This is a genomic window from Streptococcus sp. SS4 (assembly GCF_030440125.1).
Lineage (GTDB): Bacteria > Bacillota > Bacilli > Lactobacillales > Streptococcaceae > Streptococcus.
In genome coordinates this window covers 46,389-63,848 of the sequence record NZ_JAQFJM010000007.1, presented here as the reverse complement: position 1 = coordinate 63,848, position 17,460 = coordinate 46,389, and the positions used below count along the sequence as shown (strand labels likewise).

At 39.4% G+C, this 17,460-nt stretch carries 28 protein-coding genes, 1 tRNA gene and 1 pseudogene; 28 read left to right on the top strand and 2 right to left on the bottom strand.

The genetic code is table 11. The annotated features are described in order from the left end of the window. Positions 1-8 precede the first annotated feature (8 nt). The 22 genes from rpsC to rplQ all read left to right on the top strand — a co-directional run bounded on the left by rpsC (position 9) and on the right by rplQ (position 10,785). Complete coding sequence (rpsC, locus tag PCY16_RS07260; RefSeq protein ID WP_002885727.1) at positions 9-662, top strand: 30S ribosomal protein S3; 654 nt, start codon at positions 9-11, stop codon at positions 660-662. Positions 663-665: 3 nt separating this feature from the next. Continuing rightward, entirely contained in the window at positions 666-1,079 is a 414-nt protein-coding gene (gene rplP / locus PCY16_RS07255) for a 50S ribosomal protein L16 (RefSeq protein ID WP_000960950.1), read from the top strand. Positions 1,080-1,088: 9 nt separating this feature from the next. Continuing rightward, complete coding sequence (gene rpmC / locus PCY16_RS07250) at positions 1,089-1,295, top strand: 50S ribosomal protein L29 (protein ID WP_002885754.1); 207 nt, start codon at positions 1,089-1,091, stop codon at positions 1,293-1,295. Between the two features lie 27 nt (positions 1,296-1,322). Next, the gene (gene rpsQ, locus PCY16_RS07245) at positions 1,323-1,583 is read left to right on the top strand and encodes a 30S ribosomal protein S17 (protein WP_002885836.1); all 261 of its coding nucleotides are present in this window, start codon (positions 1,323-1,325) and stop codon (positions 1,581-1,583) included. Between the two features lie 24 nt (positions 1,584-1,607). Further along, positions 1,608-1,976 carry a 50S ribosomal protein L14 gene (gene rplN / locus PCY16_RS07240; RefSeq protein ID WP_002885711.1) on the top strand — a complete coding sequence of 123 codons (369 nt, stop codon included), beginning with the start codon at positions 1,608-1,610 and terminating at the stop codon, positions 1,974-1,976. Positions 1,977-2,056: 80 nt separating this feature from the next. Further along, positions 2,057-2,362 (top strand): 50S ribosomal protein L24, encoded by a 306-nt coding sequence (rplX, locus tag PCY16_RS07235; protein WP_002885874.1) that lies wholly within the window; start codon positions 2,057-2,059, stop codon positions 2,360-2,362. A 26-nt stretch (positions 2,363-2,388) separates the two neighbouring features. Further along, a complete protein-coding gene (gene rplE / locus PCY16_RS07230; protein WP_002887058.1) occupies positions 2,389-2,931 on the top strand; it encodes a 50S ribosomal protein L5 in 543 nt (180 codons plus the stop codon). A 17-nt stretch (positions 2,932-2,948) separates the two neighbouring features. Then, positions 2,949-3,134 carry a type Z 30S ribosomal protein S14 gene (locus PCY16_RS07225; protein WP_001085699.1) on the top strand — a complete coding sequence of 62 codons (186 nt, stop codon included), beginning with the start codon at positions 2,949-2,951 and terminating at the stop codon, positions 3,132-3,134. 122 nt (positions 3,135-3,256) lie between these two features. After that, entirely contained in the window at positions 3,257-3,655 is a 399-nt protein-coding gene (rpsH, locus tag PCY16_RS07220) for a 30S ribosomal protein S8 (RefSeq protein WP_002885642.1), read from the top strand. Between the two features lie 125 nt (positions 3,656-3,780). Next, positions 3,781-4,317, top strand: coding sequence for a 50S ribosomal protein L6 (gene rplF / locus PCY16_RS07215; RefSeq protein ID WP_195413423.1), 537 nt, complete (start codon positions 3,781-3,783; stop codon positions 4,315-4,317). An 89-nt stretch (positions 4,318-4,406) separates the two neighbouring features. Then, a complete protein-coding gene (rplR, locus tag PCY16_RS07210; RefSeq protein WP_002885810.1) occupies positions 4,407-4,763 on the top strand; it encodes a 50S ribosomal protein L18 in 357 nt (118 codons plus the stop codon). Between the two features lie 18 nt (positions 4,764-4,781). Continuing rightward, complete coding sequence (gene rpsE / locus PCY16_RS07205) at positions 4,782-5,276, top strand: 30S ribosomal protein S5 (RefSeq protein WP_002885626.1); 495 nt, start codon at positions 4,782-4,784, stop codon at positions 5,274-5,276. 14 nt (positions 5,277-5,290) lie between these two features. Next, complete coding sequence (gene rpmD / locus PCY16_RS07200) at positions 5,291-5,473, top strand: 50S ribosomal protein L30 (protein ID WP_002885773.1); 183 nt, start codon at positions 5,291-5,293, stop codon at positions 5,471-5,473. 127 nt (positions 5,474-5,600) lie between these two features. Next, positions 5,601-6,041, top strand: coding sequence for a 50S ribosomal protein L15 (gene rplO / locus PCY16_RS07195; RefSeq protein WP_002885849.1), 441 nt, complete (start codon positions 5,601-5,603; stop codon positions 6,039-6,041). 16 nt (positions 6,042-6,057) lie between these two features. Beyond that, positions 6,058-7,353 (top strand): preprotein translocase subunit SecY, encoded by a 1,296-nt coding sequence (secY, locus tag PCY16_RS07190; protein WP_021144710.1) that lies wholly within the window; start codon positions 6,058-6,060, stop codon positions 7,351-7,353. 131 nt (positions 7,354-7,484) lie between these two features. Then, positions 7,485-8,123, top strand: coding sequence for an adenylate kinase (locus PCY16_RS07185; RefSeq protein WP_021144709.1), 639 nt, complete (start codon positions 7,485-7,487; stop codon positions 8,121-8,123). A gap of 117 nt (positions 8,124-8,240) precedes the next feature. Beyond that, positions 8,241-8,459, top strand: coding sequence for a translation initiation factor IF-1 (infA, locus tag PCY16_RS07180; protein WP_001040189.1), 219 nt, complete (start codon positions 8,241-8,243; stop codon positions 8,457-8,459). Positions 8,460-8,484: 25 nt separating this feature from the next. After that, entirely contained in the window at positions 8,485-8,601 is a 117-nt protein-coding gene (rpmJ, locus tag PCY16_RS07175) for a 50S ribosomal protein L36 (RefSeq protein ID WP_000868345.1), read from the top strand. 17 nt (positions 8,602-8,618) lie between these two features. Beyond that, entirely contained in the window at positions 8,619-8,984 is a 366-nt protein-coding gene (gene rpsM, locus PCY16_RS07170; protein WP_002885820.1) for a 30S ribosomal protein S13, read from the top strand. A 26-nt stretch (positions 8,985-9,010) separates the two neighbouring features. After that, positions 9,011-9,394, top strand: a complete 384-nt coding sequence (gene rpsK / locus PCY16_RS07165) for a 30S ribosomal protein S11 (RefSeq protein WP_002885718.1) — start codon at positions 9,011-9,013, stop codon at positions 9,392-9,394. A 48-nt stretch (positions 9,395-9,442) separates the two neighbouring features. Next, on the top strand, positions 9,443-10,381 hold the full coding sequence (locus tag PCY16_RS07160; protein WP_002885793.1) for a DNA-directed RNA polymerase subunit alpha: 939 nt from the start codon (positions 9,443-9,445) through the stop codon (positions 10,379-10,381). Between the two features lie 17 nt (positions 10,382-10,398). Next, positions 10,399-10,785 (top strand): 50S ribosomal protein L17, encoded by a 387-nt coding sequence (gene rplQ, locus PCY16_RS07155; RefSeq protein ID WP_002885709.1) that lies wholly within the window; start codon positions 10,399-10,401, stop codon positions 10,783-10,785. Between the two features lie 224 nt (positions 10,786-11,009). On the opposite strand, the pseudogene PCY16_RS07150 reads toward rplQ, so the two are convergent. After that, positions 11,010-12,259 (bottom strand): annotated as a pseudogene (locus tag PCY16_RS07150) (ISL3 family transposase). Between the two features lie 193 nt (positions 12,260-12,452). Here PCY16_RS07150 and PCY16_RS07145 point away from each other — a divergent pair. The 6 genes from PCY16_RS07145 (at position 12,453) to PCY16_RS07120 (ending at position 16,658) form a co-directional block, all read left to right on the top strand. After that, positions 12,453-13,748, top strand: a complete 1,296-nt coding sequence (locus tag PCY16_RS07145; RefSeq protein WP_195413421.1) for a gamma-glutamylcysteine synthetase — start codon at positions 12,453-12,455, stop codon at positions 13,746-13,748. A 192-nt stretch (positions 13,749-13,940) separates the two neighbouring features. Then, positions 13,941-14,026, top strand: a tRNA-Leu gene (locus tag PCY16_RS07140). A 145-nt stretch (positions 14,027-14,171) separates the two neighbouring features. Then, the gene (locus PCY16_RS07135) at positions 14,172-15,053 is read left to right on the top strand and encodes a class II fructose-bisphosphate aldolase (RefSeq protein WP_002885816.1); all 882 of its coding nucleotides are present in this window, start codon (positions 14,172-14,174) and stop codon (positions 15,051-15,053) included. Positions 15,054-15,354: 301 nt separating this feature from the next. After that, the gene (locus tag PCY16_RS07130; protein WP_002892073.1) at positions 15,355-15,711 is read left to right on the top strand and encodes a hypothetical protein; all 357 of its coding nucleotides are present in this window, start codon (positions 15,355-15,357) and stop codon (positions 15,709-15,711) included. A 32-nt stretch (positions 15,712-15,743) separates the two neighbouring features. Then, complete coding sequence (locus PCY16_RS07125; RefSeq protein ID WP_073689700.1) at positions 15,744-16,082, top strand: hypothetical protein; 339 nt, start codon at positions 15,744-15,746, stop codon at positions 16,080-16,082. Positions 16,083-16,097: 15 nt separating this feature from the next. Then, positions 16,098-16,658 carry a TIGR01440 family protein gene (locus PCY16_RS07120; protein WP_014632528.1) on the top strand — a complete coding sequence of 187 codons (561 nt, stop codon included), beginning with the start codon at positions 16,098-16,100 and terminating at the stop codon, positions 16,656-16,658. 53 nt (positions 16,659-16,711) lie between these two features. Here PCY16_RS07120 and treR read toward each other — a convergent pair whose 3' ends face one another. Next, positions 16,712-17,422: a trehalose operon repressor gene (treR, locus tag PCY16_RS07115; protein ID WP_195413420.1), complete on the bottom strand. Its 711-nt coding sequence runs from the start codon at positions 17,420-17,422 to the stop codon at positions 16,712-16,714. Between the last annotated feature and the right edge of the window lie 38 nt (positions 17,423-17,460).

The window sequence follows — 17,460 nt, the reverse complement described above, 5'->3', positions numbered from 1 at the left end:
GTAAACTCGTGGGTCAAAAAGTACATCCAATTGGTATGCGTGTCGGGATCATCCGTGACTGGGATGCGAAATGGTATGCTGAAAAAGAATACGCAGATTACCTTCACGAAGATTTGGCAATCCGCAAATTCATTCAAAAAGAACTTGCAGACGCTTCAGTTTCAACTATTGAAATCGAACGTGCTGTAAACAAAGTTATTGTTTCACTTCACACTGCAAAACCAGGTATGGTTATCGGTAAAGGTGGATCAAACGTTGACGCTCTTCGCGCTCAACTTAACAAATTGACTGGAAAACAAGTACACATCAACATCGTTGAAATCAAGAAACCTGATTTGGACGCTCACCTTGTTGGTGAAACAATTGCTCGCCAACTTGAGCAACGTGTTGCTTTCCGTCGTGCACAAAAACAAGCTATCCAACGTGCAATGCGTGCTGGAGCTAAAGGAATCAAAACTCAAGTATCAGGTCGTTTGAACGGTGCAGATATTGCCCGTGCAGAAGGATACTCTGAAGGTACAGTTCCACTTCACACACTTCGCGCTGATATCGATTACGCTTGGGAAGAAGCTGACACAACTTACGGTAAACTTGGTGTTAAAGTTTGGATCTACCGTGGAGAAGTTCTTCCAGCTCGTAAAAACACTAAAGGAGGCAAATAACAAATGTTAGTACCTAAACGTGTTAAACACCGTCGTGAATTCCGTGGAAAAATGCGCGGTGAGGCTAAAGGTGGTAAAGAAGTATCATTCGGTGAATACGGTCTTCAAGCTACAACTAGCCACTGGATTACAAACCGTCAAATCGAGGCTGCTCGTATTGCCATGACTCGTTACATGAAACGTGGTGGTAAGGTTTGGATTAAGATCTTCCCACACAAATCATACACTGCTAAAGCTATCGGTGTACGTATGGGTTCTGGTAAAGGGGCACCTGAAGGTTGGGTAGCACCAGTTAAACGTGGTAAAGTAATGTTCGAAATCGCAGGTGTTTCTGAAGAAGTTGCACGTGAAGCGCTTCGTCTTGCTAGCCACAAATTGCCAGTTAAATGTAAATTCGTGAAACGTGAAGCAGAATAAGGAGAAGACATGAAACTTGAAGAAATCAAAAAGTTTGTTGCTGAGCTTCGTGGCTTGTCTCAAGAAGAGCTTGCTAAAAAAGAAAACGAACTTAAGAAAGAACTTTTCGACCTTCGTTTCCAAGCTGCAGCAGGTCAACTTGATCAAACTGCCCGTTTGAACGAAGTGAAAAAACAAATTGCACGTGTTAAAACTGTGCAATCTGAAATCAAATAATAGATTGGGAAAGGAGCAATTCTAATAATGGAACGTAATCAACGTAAAACCCTTGTTGGACGCGTAGTATCTGACAAGATGGATAAAACAATCACAGTTGTAGTTGAAACTAAACGTAACCACCCAGTCTATGGTAAACGTATCAACTATTCTAAAAAATACAAAGCACATGATGAAAACAACGTTGCTAAAGAAGGCGATATCGTTCGTATCATGGAAACTCGCCCACTTTCAGCTACAAAACGCTTCCGTCTTGTAGAAGTTGTGGAAGAAGCTGTTATTATCTAATAAAACTAAAAGGAGACAATTGAAATGATTCAACAAGAAAGTCGCTTAAAAGTTGCTGATAATAGCGGTGCTCGTGAAATCTTGACTATCAAAGTTCTTGGTGGTTCAGGACGTAAATTCGCTAACATCGGCGACGTTATCGTTGCAACTGTTAAACAAGCTACACCAGGTGGAGCTGTTAAAAAAGGTGATGTTGTTAAAGCTGTTATCGTTCGTACAAAAACTGGTGCTCGCCGTCCAGACGGTTCATACATCAAGTTTGATGATAACGCTGCAGTAATCATCCGCGATGACAAAACTCCTCGTGGAACTCGTATCTTTGGCCCTGTTGCACGTGAATTGCGTGAAGGTGGATACATGCGTATCGTATCTTTGGCGCCAGAAGTACTTTAATCTGAATTAACACAAACTTAGTCCCCTGAAATGTTCAGGGTGCCCATTAGGGCGTAAGAAATAATAGGAGAAATACTCAAATGTTTGTAAAAAAAGGCGATAAAGTTCGCGTTATTGCTGGTAAAGACAAAGGAACTGAAGCAGTAGTTCTTAAAGCTCTTCCAAAAGTAAACAAAGTTGTTGTTGAAGGTGTTGCAATCATCAAAAAACACCAAAAACCATCAGCTGAAAACCCTCAAGGTGCTATCGTGGAAAAAGAAGCACCAATCCACGCTTCAAACGTTCAAGTTCTTGACAAGAACGGTGTAGCTGGACGTGTAGGTTACAAAGTTGTTGACGGCAAAAAAGTTCGTTACAACAAAAAATCAGGCGAAGTGCTTGACTAATCACGAAGGAAAGGAGAAAGTATTAAATGGCTAACCGTCTTAAAGAAAAATACACTAACGAAGTAATTCCAGCTTTGACTGAAAAATTCAATTATTCTTCAGTTATGGCTGTGCCAAAAGTTGATAAAATCGTTATCAACATGGGTGTTGGTGAAGCTGTAAACAACGCTAAAACTCTTGAAAAAGCTGCTGCTGAGTTGGCACTTATTTCAGGTCAAAAACCATTGATTACTAAAGCTAAGAAATCAATCGCTGGCTTCCGTCTTCGTGAAGGTGTAGCGATCGGTGCTAAAGTTACCCTTCGTGGTGAACGCATGTACGAATTCTTGGATAAATTGGTATCAGTATCACTTCCACGTGTTCGTGACTTCCATGGTGTTCCAACTAAATCATTTGATGGACGTGGTAACTACACACTTGGTGTTAAAGAACAACTTATCTTCCCAGAAATCAACTTCGACGATGTTGATAAAGTACGTGGTATGGATATCGTTATCGTAACTACTGCTAACACTGACGAAGAAGGTCGTGAATTGCTTAAAGGCCTTGGAATGCCTTTTGCAAAATAATCTAGGAGGTAAATAAATTGGCTAAAAAATCAATGATTGCTAAGAACAAACGCCCTGCGAAGTTCTCTACGCAAGCTTACACTCGTTGCGAACGTTGTGGACGTCCACACTCAGTTTATCGCAAATTTAAACTTTGCCGTGTTTGCTTCCGTGAATTGGCTTACAAAGGTCAAATTCCAGGTGTTACCAAAGCTTCTTGGTAAAAACAAGGTACATTTAAGTTAGTTTCACCTAATTTGAATGTATTTAACACAATCTGAGCCTAGCTCAATCATTAACTAGCAAGTGAATTATTCAAACTACTAGTAAGAGGAGAAAATATAAAATGGTTATGACTGACCCAATTGCAGATTTCTTGACACGTATTCGTAACGCTAACCAAGCTAAACACGAAGTACTTGAAGTACCTGCATCAAACATTAAAAAAGGTATCGCTGAAATCCTTAAACGTGAAGGTTTCGTAAAAAATGTTGAAGTTATCGAAGATGACAAACAAGGTATCATCCGCGTATTCTTGAAATACGGACAAAACGGTGAACGTGTTATCACTAACTTGAAACGTATTTCTAAACCAGGTCTTCGTGTTTACTCTAAACGTGAAGATGTTCCTAAAGTTCTTAACGGACTTGGAATCGCGATCATCTCTACTTCAGAAGGTCTTTTGACTGATAAAGAAGCTCGTCAAAAGAACGTTGGTGGAGAAGTTATCGCTTACGTTTGGTAAGAAGTTGATACTAAGCACTTATCTCAATGATTTGTGCGAGTTTCGTTGATTATATTCTATGAAACTCATCCCCGTGAAAACTAGTCACTTTGTGGCTTGATAATCTAACAGGAGAATTAAATACTATGTCACGTATTGGTAATAAAGTTATTACTTTGCCTGCTGGTGTTGAAGTAACAAACAACGATAACGTTGTTACTGTTAAAGGACCTAAAGGCGAACTCACTCGTGAGTTTAACAAAAACATTGAAATCAAAGTTGAAGGCAATGAAGTTACACTTCACCGTCCAAACGACTCAAAAGAAAACAAAACAATCCACGGTACTTCTCGTGCAAACTTGAACAACATGGTTGTTGGTGTTTCTGAAGGTTTCAAAAAAGAACTTGAAATGCGCGGTGTCGGATATCGTGCGCAACTCCAAGGAACAAAACTTGTTCTTTCAGTTGGTAAATCTCACCAAGACGAAGTTGAAGCTCCAGATGGTATTACTTTTGAAGTACCATCTGCAACTTCAATCGTTGTAAGTGGTATTAACAAAGAAGTTGTTGGTCAGACAGCAGCTTACATCCGTAGCCTTCGTTCACCAGAACCTTACAAAGGTAAAGGTATCCGTTACGTTGGTGAATACGTACGTCGTAAAGAAGGTAAAACTGGTAAATAATAGGATTCTATCCTTATGGCAATTCTTTGTGGATTGTCACTTTACCAAAAGCTCTCATGAGCTAGCATTATAATTAAGAGGTGAAAATTGTGATTTCGAAACCAGATAAAAACAAACTCCGCCAAAAACGCCACCGTCGCGTTCGCGGAAAACTCTCTGGAACTGCTGATCGCCCACGTTTGAACATTTTCCGTTCTAATACAGGCATCTACGCTCAAGTTATTGATGACGTAGCGGGTGTAACGCTCGCAAGTGCATCAACTCTTGATAAAGAAGTTTCTAAAGGAACTAAAACAGAACAAGCCGTTGTTGTCGGTAAACTTGTTGCTGAACGCGCAGTAGCTAAAGGTATTTCTGAAGTGGTGTTTGACCGCGGTGGATATCTCTATCACGGACGTGTTAAAGCTTTGGCTGACTCAGCTCGTGAAAACGGATTGAAATTCTAATAGGGAGGACACTTAATAATGGCATTTAAAGATAATGCAGTAGAACTTGAAGAACGCGTAGTTGCTATCAACCGTGTTACTAAAGTTGTAAAAGGTGGACGCAACATGCGTTTTGCTGCTCTTGTTGTTGTTGGTGACCGTAATGGTCGCGTAGGATTTGGTACTGGTAAATCTCAAGAGGTTCCAGAAGCTATCCGTAAAGCAGTTGAAGCAGCTAAGAAAAACCTTATCGAAGTTCCTATGGTTGGTACAACTATTCCTCACGAAGTTCGTTCAGAATTTGGTGGAGCGAAAGTATTGTTGAAACCAGCTGTTGAAGGGGCTGGGGTTGCCGCTGGTGGTGCAGTTCGTGCCGTCATCGAATTGGCTGGTGTTGCTGATGTAACATCTAAATCACTCGGTTCAAACACTCCAATCAACATCGTTCGTGCGACTGTTGAAGGATTGAAACAACTTAAACGTGCTGAAGAAGTTGCGGCTCTTCGTGGCATCTCAGTATCTGACTTGGCATAAGAAAGGAGATAACAATGGCTCAAATTAAAATTACTTTGACTAAGTCTCCAATCGGACGCAAACCAGAACAACGTAAAACAGTTGTTGCTCTTGGACTTGGTAAATTGAATAGCTCAGTTGTTAAAGAAGACAACGCTGCTATCCGTGGTATGGTCAACGCAGTATCTCACTTGGTAACTGTAGAAGACGTTAAATAAAAATTGATTTAAGTCGTGAGGGTTACCTCGCGACTTAAACTGAATTTCATGTATAGGCGAGTTTCTAATCAAGCTACCTTACTTGATTAGAGGCGCTAGCATTTTACAAAAAGAGGAGAAAATAATAATGAAACTTCATGAATTGAAACCTGCTGAAGGTTCTCGTAAAGTCCGCAACCGTGTAGGTCGTGGTACTTCATCTGGTAACGGTAAAACTTCAGGCCGTGGTCAAAAAGGTCAAAAAGCTCGTAGCGGTGGTGGCGTACGTCCAGGATTCGAAGGTGGACAAACTCCATTGTTCCGTCGTCTTCCAAAACGCGGATTCACTAACATCAACGCTAAAGAATACGCACTTGTAAACCTTGATCAATTGAACGTCTTTGAAGATGGTACAGAAGTAACTCCAGCAGTTCTTAAAGAAGCTGGAATCGTTCGTGCTGAAAAATCAGGCGTTAAAGTTCTTGGTAACGGCGAATTGACTAAGAAATTGACTGTTAAAGCAGCTAAATTCTCAAAATCTGCTGAAGCAGCTATCACTGCTAAAGGTGGTTCAATCGAAGTCATCTAATGAGGGGTAACTCATTATGTTCTTTAAACTATTAAAAGACGCATTGAAAGTCAAAAACGTTCGTAATAAGATTTTATTTACAATCTTCATTATTTTCGTTTTTCGTGTAGGGACTCATGTAACAGTTCCTGGTATCAATGCGGAAAGTTTGAAACAATTAAGCGATTTACCTTTCTTGAACATGCTTAACTTGGTGTCTGGTAATGCCATGAATAACTTTTCAATCTTCTCGATGGGGGTTAGTCCTTACATTACAGCATCAATCATCGTCCAACTTTTGCAGATGGATATCTATCCGAAATTTGTGGAGTGGGGCAAACAAGGGGAAGTTGGTCGTCGTAAATTGAACCAAGCGACTCGCTATATTACTCTTGTTTTAGCCTTTGTTCAATCGATTGGTATTACAGCAAGTTTTAATACTCTCTCATCAATTTCATTGGTTAAAACACCAAATGTTTCAACCTACCTATTGATTGGGACAATTCTAACTGCTGGTAGTATAATTGTGACATGGCTTGGTGAACAAATCACAGATAAAGGTTTTGGTAATGGTGTGTCAATGATTATCTTTTCAGGGATCATCGCTTCTATTCCAAAAATGTTCTCAACGATTTACGAGGATTTCTTTGTCAATGTTCGTACAGGAGAATTGACTCGTTCATATATCATAGTTGCTTTGTTAATTGTGGTAGGTTTGGCGATTGTCTTCTTTACGACATTTGTTCAACAGGCAGAATATCAAATTCCAATTCAATATACTAAATTGGTTCAAGGGGCTCCAACGAGTTCTTACCTTCCATTGAAAGTAAATCCAGCTGGTGTTATTCCCGTTATCTTTGCTAGCTCGATTACAACAATTCCTAGTACTATTCTTCCATTCTTCTCGAAGGTTACATGGTTATCACACTTACAAGGACTACTCTCGTATAATACACCTAGTGGAATGATTACTTATGCGATATTGATTATCTTATTCTCATTCTTCTACACATTTGTCCAAGTAAATCCTGAAAAAACTGCTGAAAATCTTCAAAAGAATGGGTCTTACATTCCTAGTGTTCGTCCAGGTCGTGAGACTGAAAAGTACATGTCTTCATTGCTTAAGAGATTGGCAACAATCGGGGCTGTATTTCTCGCGTTTATTTCATTGGCTCCAATTGCGGCTCAACAGTTTATGCACCTTACAAGCTCAATCGCGCTTGGTGGTACATCTCTCTTGATCTTGATTTCAACTGGTATCGAAGGTATGAAACAACTCGAAGGTTACCTATTGAAACGTCAGTACGTTGGATTTATGAATCTTGAAGACTAAGTCTTCTCATGAACAATTGAGAGGGAAAGAAAGGTTACTTTCTGTCCCTTCTCTTTTGTTTTTTGATAACTCTACCAATGTGTTAAAACCTTGATAGAGTTATTTGAAAACAAAAATAAGGAGTTCGTAAGATGAATCTTTTAATTATGGGTCTACCAGGTGCTGGTAAAGGGACTCAAGCTGCAAAAATTGTTGAAGAATTTGGTGTAGCTCACATCTCAACTGGTGATATGTTCCGTGCTGCTATGGCTAACCAAACTGAAATGGGTGTTTTGGCCAAATCATTCATCGATAAAGGTGAATTGGTACCAGATGAAGTAACAAACGGAATCGTTAAAGAGCGTTTGGCTCAAGACGACATTAAGGAAAAAGGATTCCTTTTGGATGGTTTTCCTCGCACAATCGAACAAGCTCATGCCTTGGATCAAATCTTGGTTGATCTTGGTTTGGAGCTTGATGGAGTAATCAATATCGAAGTGGATCCATCTTGCCTTCTTGAACGCTTGAGTGGTCGTATTATTCACCGCGAAACAGGTGAAACTTACCATAAAGTATTCAACCCACCAGCTGACTACAAGGAAGAAGACTATTACCAACGTGAAGATGACAAACCAGAAACAGTGAAACGCCGCTTGGATGTGAATATTGCTCAAGGTGAGCCAATTATTGCACATTACCGTGAGCTTGGTCTTGTATCTGATATTCAAGGTAACCAAGATATCGACGATGTATTCGCTGATGTTAAAAAAGCGATTGCAGCAATTAAATAATTATATAATCTTACTTGCGTATCAGACTTAAGCATGTTATAATACTTTAGTCTGACTTATAATTGTTACCTCTGTGCTCAGAGGAAATCAAATCGAAATTTTAGGGGGTACTTTTGCGTGGCAAAAGAAGACGTGATTGAAATTGAAGGTAAAGTTGTAGAAACTATGCCTAATGCTATGTTTACTGTTGAATTGGAAAATGGACACCAAATTTTGGCGACAGTTTCTGGTAAAATCCGTAAAAACTACATTCGTATTTTGGTCGGTGACCGTGTGACTGTTGAAATGAGTCCTTATGATTTGACACGTGGACGCATCACATACCGCTTTAAATAATCGAAATAATTGGAGGGATTGAAACATGAAGGTAAGACCATCGGTTAAACCAATTTGCGAATACTGTAAAGTTATTCGTCGTAACGGTCGTGTTATGGTAATTTGTCCAACAAATCCAAAACACAAACAACGTCAAGGATAATATAGAAAGGAGAAATCATGGCTCGTATTGCTGGAGTTGACATTCCAAACGATAAACGTGTAGTAATTTCACTTACTTACGTATACGGTATCGGACTTGCAACATCTAAGAAAATCTTGGCTGCTGCAGGCGTTTCTGAAGACATCCGCGTTAAAGATTTGACAAATGATCAAGAAGACGCTATCCGTCGCGAAGTGGATGCAATCAAAGTTGAAGGTGACCTTCGTCGTGAAGTTAACCTTAACATCAAACGTTTGATGGAAATCGGTTCATACCGTGGTATCCGTCACCGTCGTGGACTTCCTGTCCGTGGACAAAACACTAAAAACAATGCCCGCACTCGTAAAGGTAAAGCTGTTGCGATTGCAGGTAAGAAAAAATAACTAAAATAAAATAGGAGGTAAAAACATTGGCTAAACCAACACGTAAACGTCGTGTGAAAAAGAATATCGAATCTGGTATTGCTCACATTCACGCTACTTTCAATAACACTATTGTTATGATTACAGATGTGCATGGTAACGCTGTAGCATGGTCATCAGCTGGTGCTCTTGGTTTCAAAGGTTCTCGTAAATCTACACCATTTGCTGCACAAATGGCTTCAGAAGCTGCTGCTAAATCTGCACAAGAACATGGTCTTAAAACAGTTGAAGTAACTGTTAAAGGTCCTGGTTCAGGTCGTGAGTCTGCTATCCGTGCTCTTGCTGCTGCAGGTCTTGAAGTAACAGCAATCCGTGATGTAACACCTGTACCACATAATGGTTGTCGTCCTCCAAAACGTCGTCGTGTGTAATCTTTAATAACAATAGTACACAAGGTTCGTTTCGAGGGAGTATAATAAATGATTGAGTTTGAAAAACCAATAATAACAAAAATTGATGAAAATAAAGATTACGGCAAATTTGTCATCGAACCACTAGAACGTGGTTATGGTACAACTTTGGGTAACTCTCTTCGTCGTGTACTTTTGTCATCACTTCCAGGTGCTGCCGTAACATCAATTAAGATTGATGGAGTACTCCACGAATTTGATACCGTACCAGGCGTCCGTGAAGACGTGATGCAAATCATCCTTAATATTAAAGGACTTGCTGTAAAATCTTACGTCGAAGACGAAAAGACAATTGAACTTGATGTCCAAGGTCCAGCTGAAGTTACTGCTGGAGACATCTTGACTGATAGCGACATTGAAATTGTTAACCCTGATCATTATCTTTTCACTATCGCTGACGGCGCTTCTTTGAAAGCGACTATGACAGTAGCTACAAACCGTGGTTATGTTCCAGCAGATGAAAACAAGAAAGACGATGCACCAGTGGGAACATTGGCTGTAGATTCAATCTACACACCAGTGAAAAAAGTCAATTATCAAGTTGAACCTGCCCGTGTAGGTAGCAATGATGGTTTTGATAAATTGACAATCGAAATCATGACAAACGGAACAATCATCCCTGAAGATGCCCTCGGTCTCTCGGCTCGCGTTTTGATTGAACACTTGAACTTGTTTACTGACCTTACTGATGTTGCTAAAGCTACTGATGTAATGAAAGAAACTGAAAAAGTGAACGATGAAAAGGTGCTTGACCGTACCATCGAAGAACTTGATTTGTCTGTACGCTCATATAACTGTTTGAAACGTGCCGGTATTAATACCGTTCATGATTTGACAGAAAAAACTGAGCCTGAAATGATGAAAGTCCGTAACCTAGGTCGTAAATCTCTTGAAGAAGTCAAAGTTAAGTTGGCTGATCTTGGACTTGGACTCAAAAACGATAAATAATAATATAGGAGGATAACATGGCTTACCGTAAACTTGGACGCACAAGCTCACAACGTAAAGCGGTTCTTCGTGATTTGACTACAGATCTTATCATTAACGAAGCAATCGTTACAACTGAAGCACGTGCTAAAGAAATCCGTAAAACAGTTGAAAAAATGATTACTCTTGGTAAACGTGGTGATTTGCACGCACGTCGTCAAGCAGCTGCATTTGTACGTAACGAAATTGCATCTGAAAGCTATGATGAAGCAACTGATAAATATACATCAACAACTGCTCTTCAAAAACTTTTCTCAGAAATCGCACCTCGTTATGCTGAACGTAACGGTGGATACACTCGTATCCTTAAAACAGAACCACGTCGTGGCGATGCTGCCCCAATGGCAATCATCGAACTTGTTTAATTTTTATCAATTTTGTTGAGTGTTATGATGATGGAATAGCTTAGCTTTTCTTAGTCTAGCTCTGGTCTACCGCTGGGCATACGCCTAGCGGGAACACTCATCATAAAAATGGGAATAAATAAGCATGTAACGCTTGTTTACGAAAGGTAATACGGTTATTTTTCGTAAGCAGGCGTTTTTTTGTGGCTCTTTGTCAACTGTAGTGGGTGACGAAAAGCTAACATCTAGAGAGGACCGGATAGGTCCTCTTTTTATGTATGTTCAGAGTGATGAAGACACGCTTCTTAAAGTTGATGAAGTTTCTGAAACCAAATCCTAGACGTTTGATGTCTTTGATCAACTTATTAGTCGCTTCGAGTTTTGCGTTTGAATAGTCCGTTTCTAGGGCGTTTTTGATGTATTGCTTGTGTCTAAGAAAAGTTCTAAAGACAGTTTGAAAATAATGATTGACGACATTTAAGTTTTCTTGAATGAGCTCAAAAAACTCATCTACTCTTTTCTCCTGAAAGTGAAAAAGTAAAAGCTGGTAAAGAGTATAGTAGTTGGTGAGTTCTTCTGAGAAAATCAATGTCTTCTCAACAACTTCATGTGGTGCTAAAGTTTGGCGGAAAGTCTTTGAATAGAAAGAGTTGAGAGATAACTTACGGCTGTCCTTTTGGAAGAGTCGCCAGTGATTTTTCAAGGCTCGATAGGGTAGTGACTTCTTATCAAACTGGTTCATAATCGCAATTCTTGTCTTTAAAAAGGTACGTCCAAGGTGCTGGATAATGTGGAAACGATCAAGAACGATTTTGGCGTTTGGAAAGAGTCTGCGGGCTAGTGGGATATAGGCTCCAGACATATCCATTGTGATAAACTGCACCTGTTGTCGTATTTTCAATGGATACTTCAAAGAATAGTTTCGTATAGAGGTTTGGCGACGATTATCAAGGATGGTTATGAGTTCGTTTGTCTCATAGTTCTGTGCCACAAAAGCCAATTCACCTTTCTTGAACCCAAACTCATCCCAGGACATAATAGCTGGGAGTTTGTCATAATGTTCCTTGAAAGTAAACTGATCAAGCTTACGATAGACAGTGGACGTTGACACACGAAGCCTTCTGGCAATATCAGTTAGTGACACCTTCTCAGTTAGGAGTTGTGCAACCTTTTGTCGGACAAGGTTGGAGATTTGGCAGTTTTTCTCAACGATAGATGTCTCAGCTACCGTGACTCTCCTACAATTTTTACACTGGAAACGACGTTTTTTCAGACGTAGTAGTGTTGAAGTTCCCGCTTGCTCGAGAAGAGGGATTTTAGAAGGCTTTTGAAAGTCGTACTTGATCATCTTTCCGTGGCAATGAGGACATGATGGTGCAGGGTAATCAAGTTTTGCATGAATCTCGATATGAGTATTAGTTTCAAAAACAAGTGAAATCTTGATATTTTGATTTTTAATTCCGATTAATTCTGTGGTATTCTTAATAAGTCTCATAAGTTCTTCCTAATGATGGTTTGGTCGCTTTTCATTATAGTTCTTATGGGACTTTTTGTGTACATTGAAAAAGCTCCATAATCTCTACAGTGGTTTTACCCACTACAGAAATTATAGAGCCTTTTTTGTCTATAAATCGTCTGAATATTTTGATATAATGGAGTAAGCTTATTTTAAAAAGGGGGACATTATTTTGACAACAGCCAAGAAACTGCTTAAGCAAAGGTACTATGAGCCAATTAAGGAGCAACCCGAATTATTTGTGGGGATTGAGTTGGAATACCCAGTTGTTAATTTGAGTGGTAATGCTACAGATGTCTCTCTTACAAAACAGTTACTAGTCTATCTCTTGGATAATTTTGATTTTCAAGCTGATAAGTATGATTCTGATAATAATCCTATTCAGCTTATCGATAAAGCTTCTGGAGACATGATTCTTTTTGAAGTTTCGTACAATACGATCGAGTTTGCTTTTGCAAAGGCTGAGAGAATTTCTGAGGTTGAGGAACGTCTGGATACTTACCTCAGTATAATCCAACCCTATCTTCAGAATCATAATCATGAGTTGCAAGGTTGGGGAGTGAATCCAAACTGGGCAAAAAATGACAACAGACCTGTTAAATCTCCTCGTTATGAAATGCTTATGGATTTTCTCGAACTATCTAAAGCAAAGAACGATCCTTTCTTTCATGATTATCCAGAATATGCTTCTTTCATCTGTGGGAGTCAGGTACAATTAGATGTTTCAAAAACGTCCTATTTAAGAGTCTTAAATGCTTTTAACCAAATAGAGGGACCCAAGGCAGTATTATTGGCAAACTCTGAGTTTTGGGGTTCTGATTGGGATTTAGCGCTTTCCCGTGATGTTTTCTGGGAGAATTCCATGCATGGTGTGTTTGAGGAAAATGCAGGAGTATTTCCTAAGGTATTTAAGAATGAAGATGACTATTTTTCTTACTTGTCTGAGACAGCCATTTTTACTGCTAAGCGTGGTGTCGAAACTTACTATTTTGAACCAATACGCGCTAAAGACTATCTGAGTACGCCATCTATCAAAGTACACTCTATTCGTGGCGAAGTAGTCACTATTGAACCAAGTGAGGAAGATTTTAAGACTCACCGTTCTTATCAATTCCAAGATTTAACGACACGAGGGACTATTGAGTTTCGTAGTGTATGTACCCAACCTTTCTCATCAACCTTTGCGCCAGCAGCCTTTCACCTTGGTCTTTTAGTCAATTTGGTAAATCTAGAAAATATTTTGAATGACTCACCTTTTTTTGAAGCATTTGACTATGATTACCCTAGAATTCGTCGTTTATTTTCGAAAAAAGATATTTCTGCTACAGACCTCAAAATGATTTTACCTTTGACTGAATCGTTATTGTCTTGTGCTGAGGATGGCTTAAAATCGCGTGGTTTTGGAGAAGAAGTTTACTTAGCTCCCCTTAGAGAGAAATTAGATAGGCTGAATAAGAGTTTAGATTAACCTTTGACAAGAGATATGATAGATAGTTTTTGCTAAAAAATTTAAAAAAAGTCAAAAAAGTATTGACGTCAGCAAACAATAAATGGTATTATATAATGGTTGTTTCGAAAGAGACAAGAGAAAGTTATTAAAAAACTTTCAAAAAAGTATTGACACGAGTTATCAATCTTGATATAATAACTAATGTTGTTAGCGGAAATGGCGGAATTGGCAGACGCGCAGGACTAAGGATCCTGTGACCGCTTTAGGTCGTGAGGGTTCAAGTCCCTCTTTCCGCAGAGTAACCAGTCACATGACTGGTTTTTTTGTATTAAAAAATCAAAACGCTTACAAATTGTAGAAAAGCTAGTTTTTTGAGTTCAATTGTGATAGAATAAACTTGTAAACGGGTTCAAACCCAAAAAAATATAGGAGGCCTTTATAATGGCAATCGTTTCAGCAGAAAAATTTGTCCAAGCAGCTCGTGATAATGGTTACGCAGTTGGTGGATTTAACACAAACAACCTTGAGTGGACTCAAGCTATCTTGCGTGCAGCAGAAGCTAAACAAGCTCCAGTACTTATCCAAACTTCTATGGGTGCAGCTAAGTACATGGGTGGTTACAAATTGTGTAAAGTCCTTATCGAAGAATTGGTTGAATCAATGGGTATTACTGTACCAGTTGCTATTCACCTTGACCACGGTCACTACAATGACGCTTTGGAATGTATCCGTGTAGGTTATACTTCAGTTATGTTTGACGGTTCACACCTTCCAGTTGAAGAAAACCTTGAAAAAGCAGCTAAAGTTGTTGAATTTGCACACGCTAACGGTGTATCAGTTGAAGCTGAAGTTGGTACAATCGGTGGTGAAGAAGATGGTATCATCGGTGATGGTGAATTGGCACCAATCGAAGATGCTAAAGCTATGGTTGCAACTGGTATCGACTTCCTTGCAGCAGGTATCGGTAACATCCACGGTCCTTACCCAGAAAACTGGAGCGGACTTCACCTTGACCACTTGCAAAAATTGACAGAAGCTGTTCCTAACTTCCCAATCGTATTGCACGGTGGATCAGGTATTCCTGACGATCAAATCCAAGAAGCTATCAAACTTGGTGTTGCTAAAGTTAACGTTAACACTGAATGTCAAATCGCATTTGCTAACGCAACACGTAAATTTGTTGCTGAATACGAAGCAAATGAAGCAGAATACGACAAGAAGAAACTCTTCGACCCACGTAAATTCTTGAAACCAGGTTTCGAAGCTATTACAGAAGCTGTTGAAGAACGTATCGACGTATTCGGTTCAGCAAACAAAGCTTAATTAGACTATATAAGCTTGAAATGAAAGGGTTTGTCCAATATGGACAAGCCTTTTTCTTATGTTTTGCCCCCATTTTGCCCCCGATTTATAAATTTCAGTCCGTTTTGATCATAGATGTAGTGCAAACAAAGCGCAATTAGGCTATTAAAACAAGGTCCTTTCTGGGTCTTGTTTTTTTGTACCCAAATAAATAGTTAGTATCTGCGAATCAATCTGTGATTGAGAGGAAACAAATTTTAAAGATTGGATATCACTTAGGTCGATAGATTCTATTTCCTAACTTTTTAAGATATGCTATAATATGAATATGTTTGATAATTATATTGTACCTGTATTTTTTGGTGGTGGAGCTCTTGCTCTACTAGGTTTAGTATTATTTGGTTGGGCCTTGCCTTCATTTTTGAAGGGTAAGTGGTCTTATTTGATTTCTTTGCTAGGTTTAGGTTTGGTTGCTTTTGCCTATTTTGATGCGGCGATTGTTATCACTTATAAAATCTGGCTTGGATTGCTAGGTGTCATCATGATTGGTTGGGGACTTCCTTTTAACAATCGCAAGGGACGCCGTGCGATGACTATTTTCTGGGCTGTCATGGCAATCGTTGTAGGTATTGCTGCTATTGCATTCACTATTGCTTATGGTGTCATTAACCGCCACTAACATGAAACTGTAAAACATGCTATAATAATGGCATGTTTTATTTTATGACCCTATCATTTATTATCATGCCTGCCTTGGGCTGCTTCTTAATAGGCTTAGCTTTTGCTAAATCAGATCGTTGGGAGTTTTCTTGGATATTATCCTTAATAGGTTTGGTGGCCTTTATTTCTTCTTTTTGGCATATAGCACGTGTAGATTTATGGTTTATGCTAAGTTATAGTGTTGGTCCTTTTTTGATGGGATTTGGTTTCTCCTGGGACCTAAGTAAGAAACGCCGTGGGCAGTTATTATTATTAGGGGTATTTTTCCTTATCTTTTTTGTGATTCTGTACTATCTTATTGTGCGAATCCTGAATACAGCTGTTGTCTAAAGGAGGGCTGTTGTGATGTTGCTAGATTTAGAAGAGAAGACACGTGTGCTTGTAGAAGATATTGTTGAACGTTCCGCTATTGGGCGAGGAGCTATCTTTGTCTTGGGATTGTCTTCCAGTGAGGTCGCTGGTGGGATAATCGGAAAAGCCTCTAGCCGTGAAATTGGCCAACGAATTGTGAAAACGATTCTTGAAGTTTTGGAACCTAAAGGAATTTACTTGGCTGTTCAAGGCTGCGAACATCTGAATCGTGCTTTGGTTGTTGAGCGTGAGCTCGCCATGGCTAAAGATTTGGAAATTGTTAATGTTCTTCCGACCTTGCATGCTGGGGGAAGTGGTCAGCTGGCTGCTTTCGACTATATGAAGGATCCTGTTGAGGTGGAGGAAATTGTCGCTCAGGCTGGTATCGATATTGGGGATACCTCTATTGGTATGCATGTGAAGAGGGTCCAAGTTCCTCTTCGCCCGATTACTCCAGAATTAGGTGGTGCTCATGTGACTGCTTTGGCGAGTCGTCCTAAGTTAATTGGTGGAGCTCGTGCTGAGTATCTAGCAGATCCTATCCGTAAAAACTAAAAAGTATCGGACATTCTTGTCCGATACTTTTTCTGTGAGCAGAGCCCTTTCTTTCAATGACGACGCTTGGCATAATCGACAAATTTGAATTTTTCAAGTTTGTGGCGACTTTCCGTAAATTGGAACTGTTTTCCATTAGTTAAATAAACTTTAGAACGGATACAAACAACATGCTGGTCTTTACCTAGGTCGATAAGAATCTTATCTTGATCGGTAGCATTATCAATAGTGATTTCTTTAAAGGCATGGGAAATGCTAAGGTTGAGCTGATTCTCGATGTAGTCGTAAATAGAGTGTTCAGCAATGTTACGGTTTAGTTGAGGAACAAGGCTAGTATCTAGGTAATCAATATCTATAACAGAGGCGCAGCTATCAACGACTCTTTGACGAACAACACGCCAGACCTGTCGGCTATTAGAAAAACCAGTTCTTTCTGAGAGTTTGGAATCAACGATGATTTTATCCAGAGAAATAACGTTGGTTTGCGAATTAAGGCCTTGTTGTACTATTAGCTCCTGGTAACTAGTAAGGTCAGACACAGGAAAGTTGATTTGTTCCTGGTTAATAACCTGGGAGCCAGAGCCATGAATCTTTTTGACCAAGCCTTCTTCAACGAGTAAGGTTAATGCTTTTCGTATAGTGTCTCGACTAACCTGGTAAGATTGAACCAGTTTTTGCTCGGTCGGGAGAAAGTCTCCTACTTGATATTTTTGATCATGGATAGCTTTTTCTAAATCCTTATAAATAATCTGGTATTTTTTCATCGCTCTCCTCATTTGTAGGTAAAAAAACATACAACTAA

What these genes read in the sequence shown, in the direction of transcription:
- rpmC (WP_002885754.1), top strand. Translation starts at nt 1,089, where the DNA reads ATGAAACTTGAAGAAATCAAAAAGTTTGTTGCTGAGCTTCGTGGCTTG.
- PCY16_RS07120 (WP_014632528.1), top strand. Translation starts at nt 16,098, where the DNA reads ATGTTGCTAGATTTAGAAGAGAAGACACGTGTGCTTGTAGAAGATATT.
- rplF (WP_195413423.1), top strand. Translation starts at nt 3,781, where the DNA reads ATGTCACGTATTGGTAATAAAGTTATTACTTTGCCTGCTGGTGTTGAA.
- PCY16_RS07130 (WP_002892073.1), top strand. Translation starts at nt 15,355, where the DNA reads ATGAATATGTTTGATAATTATATTGTACCTGTATTTTTTGGTGGTGGA.
- rplN (WP_002885711.1), top strand. Translation starts at nt 1,608, where the DNA reads ATGATTCAACAAGAAAGTCGCTTAAAAGTTGCTGATAATAGCGGTGCT.
- rpsE (WP_002885626.1), top strand. Translation starts at nt 4,782, where the DNA reads ATGGCATTTAAAGATAATGCAGTAGAACTTGAAGAACGCGTAGTTGCT.
- PCY16_RS07135 (WP_002885816.1), top strand. Translation starts at nt 14,172, where the DNA reads ATGGCAATCGTTTCAGCAGAAAAATTTGTCCAAGCAGCTCGTGATAAT.
- rplQ (WP_002885709.1), top strand. Translation starts at nt 10,399, where the DNA reads ATGGCTTACCGTAAACTTGGACGCACAAGCTCACAACGTAAAGCGGTT.
- rpmJ (WP_000868345.1), top strand. Translation starts at nt 8,485, where the DNA reads ATGAAGGTAAGACCATCGGTTAAACCAATTTGCGAATACTGTAAAGTT.
- rpsQ (WP_002885836.1), top strand. Translation starts at nt 1,323, where the DNA reads ATGGAACGTAATCAACGTAAAACCCTTGTTGGACGCGTAGTATCTGAC.
- rplE (WP_002887058.1), top strand. Translation starts at nt 2,389, where the DNA reads ATGGCTAACCGTCTTAAAGAAAAATACACTAACGAAGTAATTCCAGCT.
- rplP (WP_000960950.1), top strand. Translation starts at nt 666, where the DNA reads ATGTTAGTACCTAAACGTGTTAAACACCGTCGTGAATTCCGTGGAAAA.
- PCY16_RS07185 (WP_021144709.1), top strand. Translation starts at nt 7,485, where the DNA reads ATGAATCTTTTAATTATGGGTCTACCAGGTGCTGGTAAAGGGACTCAA.
- treR (WP_195413420.1), bottom strand. Translation starts at nt 17,422, where the DNA reads ATGAAAAAATACCAGATTATTTATAAGGATTTAGAAAAAGCTATCCAT.
- PCY16_RS07160 (WP_002885793.1), top strand. Translation starts at nt 9,443, where the DNA reads ATGATTGAGTTTGAAAAACCAATAATAACAAAAATTGATGAAAATAAA.
- rplX (WP_002885874.1), top strand. Translation starts at nt 2,057, where the DNA reads ATGTTTGTAAAAAAAGGCGATAAAGTTCGCGTTATTGCTGGTAAAGAC.
- secY (WP_021144710.1), top strand. Translation starts at nt 6,058, where the DNA reads ATGTTCTTTAAACTATTAAAAGACGCATTGAAAGTCAAAAACGTTCGT.
- rplO (WP_002885849.1), top strand. Translation starts at nt 5,601, where the DNA reads ATGAAACTTCATGAATTGAAACCTGCTGAAGGTTCTCGTAAAGTCCGC.
- rpmD (WP_002885773.1), top strand. Translation starts at nt 5,291, where the DNA reads ATGGCTCAAATTAAAATTACTTTGACTAAGTCTCCAATCGGACGCAAA.
- rpsM (WP_002885820.1), top strand. Translation starts at nt 8,619, where the DNA reads ATGGCTCGTATTGCTGGAGTTGACATTCCAAACGATAAACGTGTAGTA.
- PCY16_RS07125 (WP_073689700.1), top strand. Translation starts at nt 15,744, where the DNA reads ATGTTTTATTTTATGACCCTATCATTTATTATCATGCCTGCCTTGGGC.
- rpsH (WP_002885642.1), top strand. Translation starts at nt 3,257, where the DNA reads ATGGTTATGACTGACCCAATTGCAGATTTCTTGACACGTATTCGTAAC.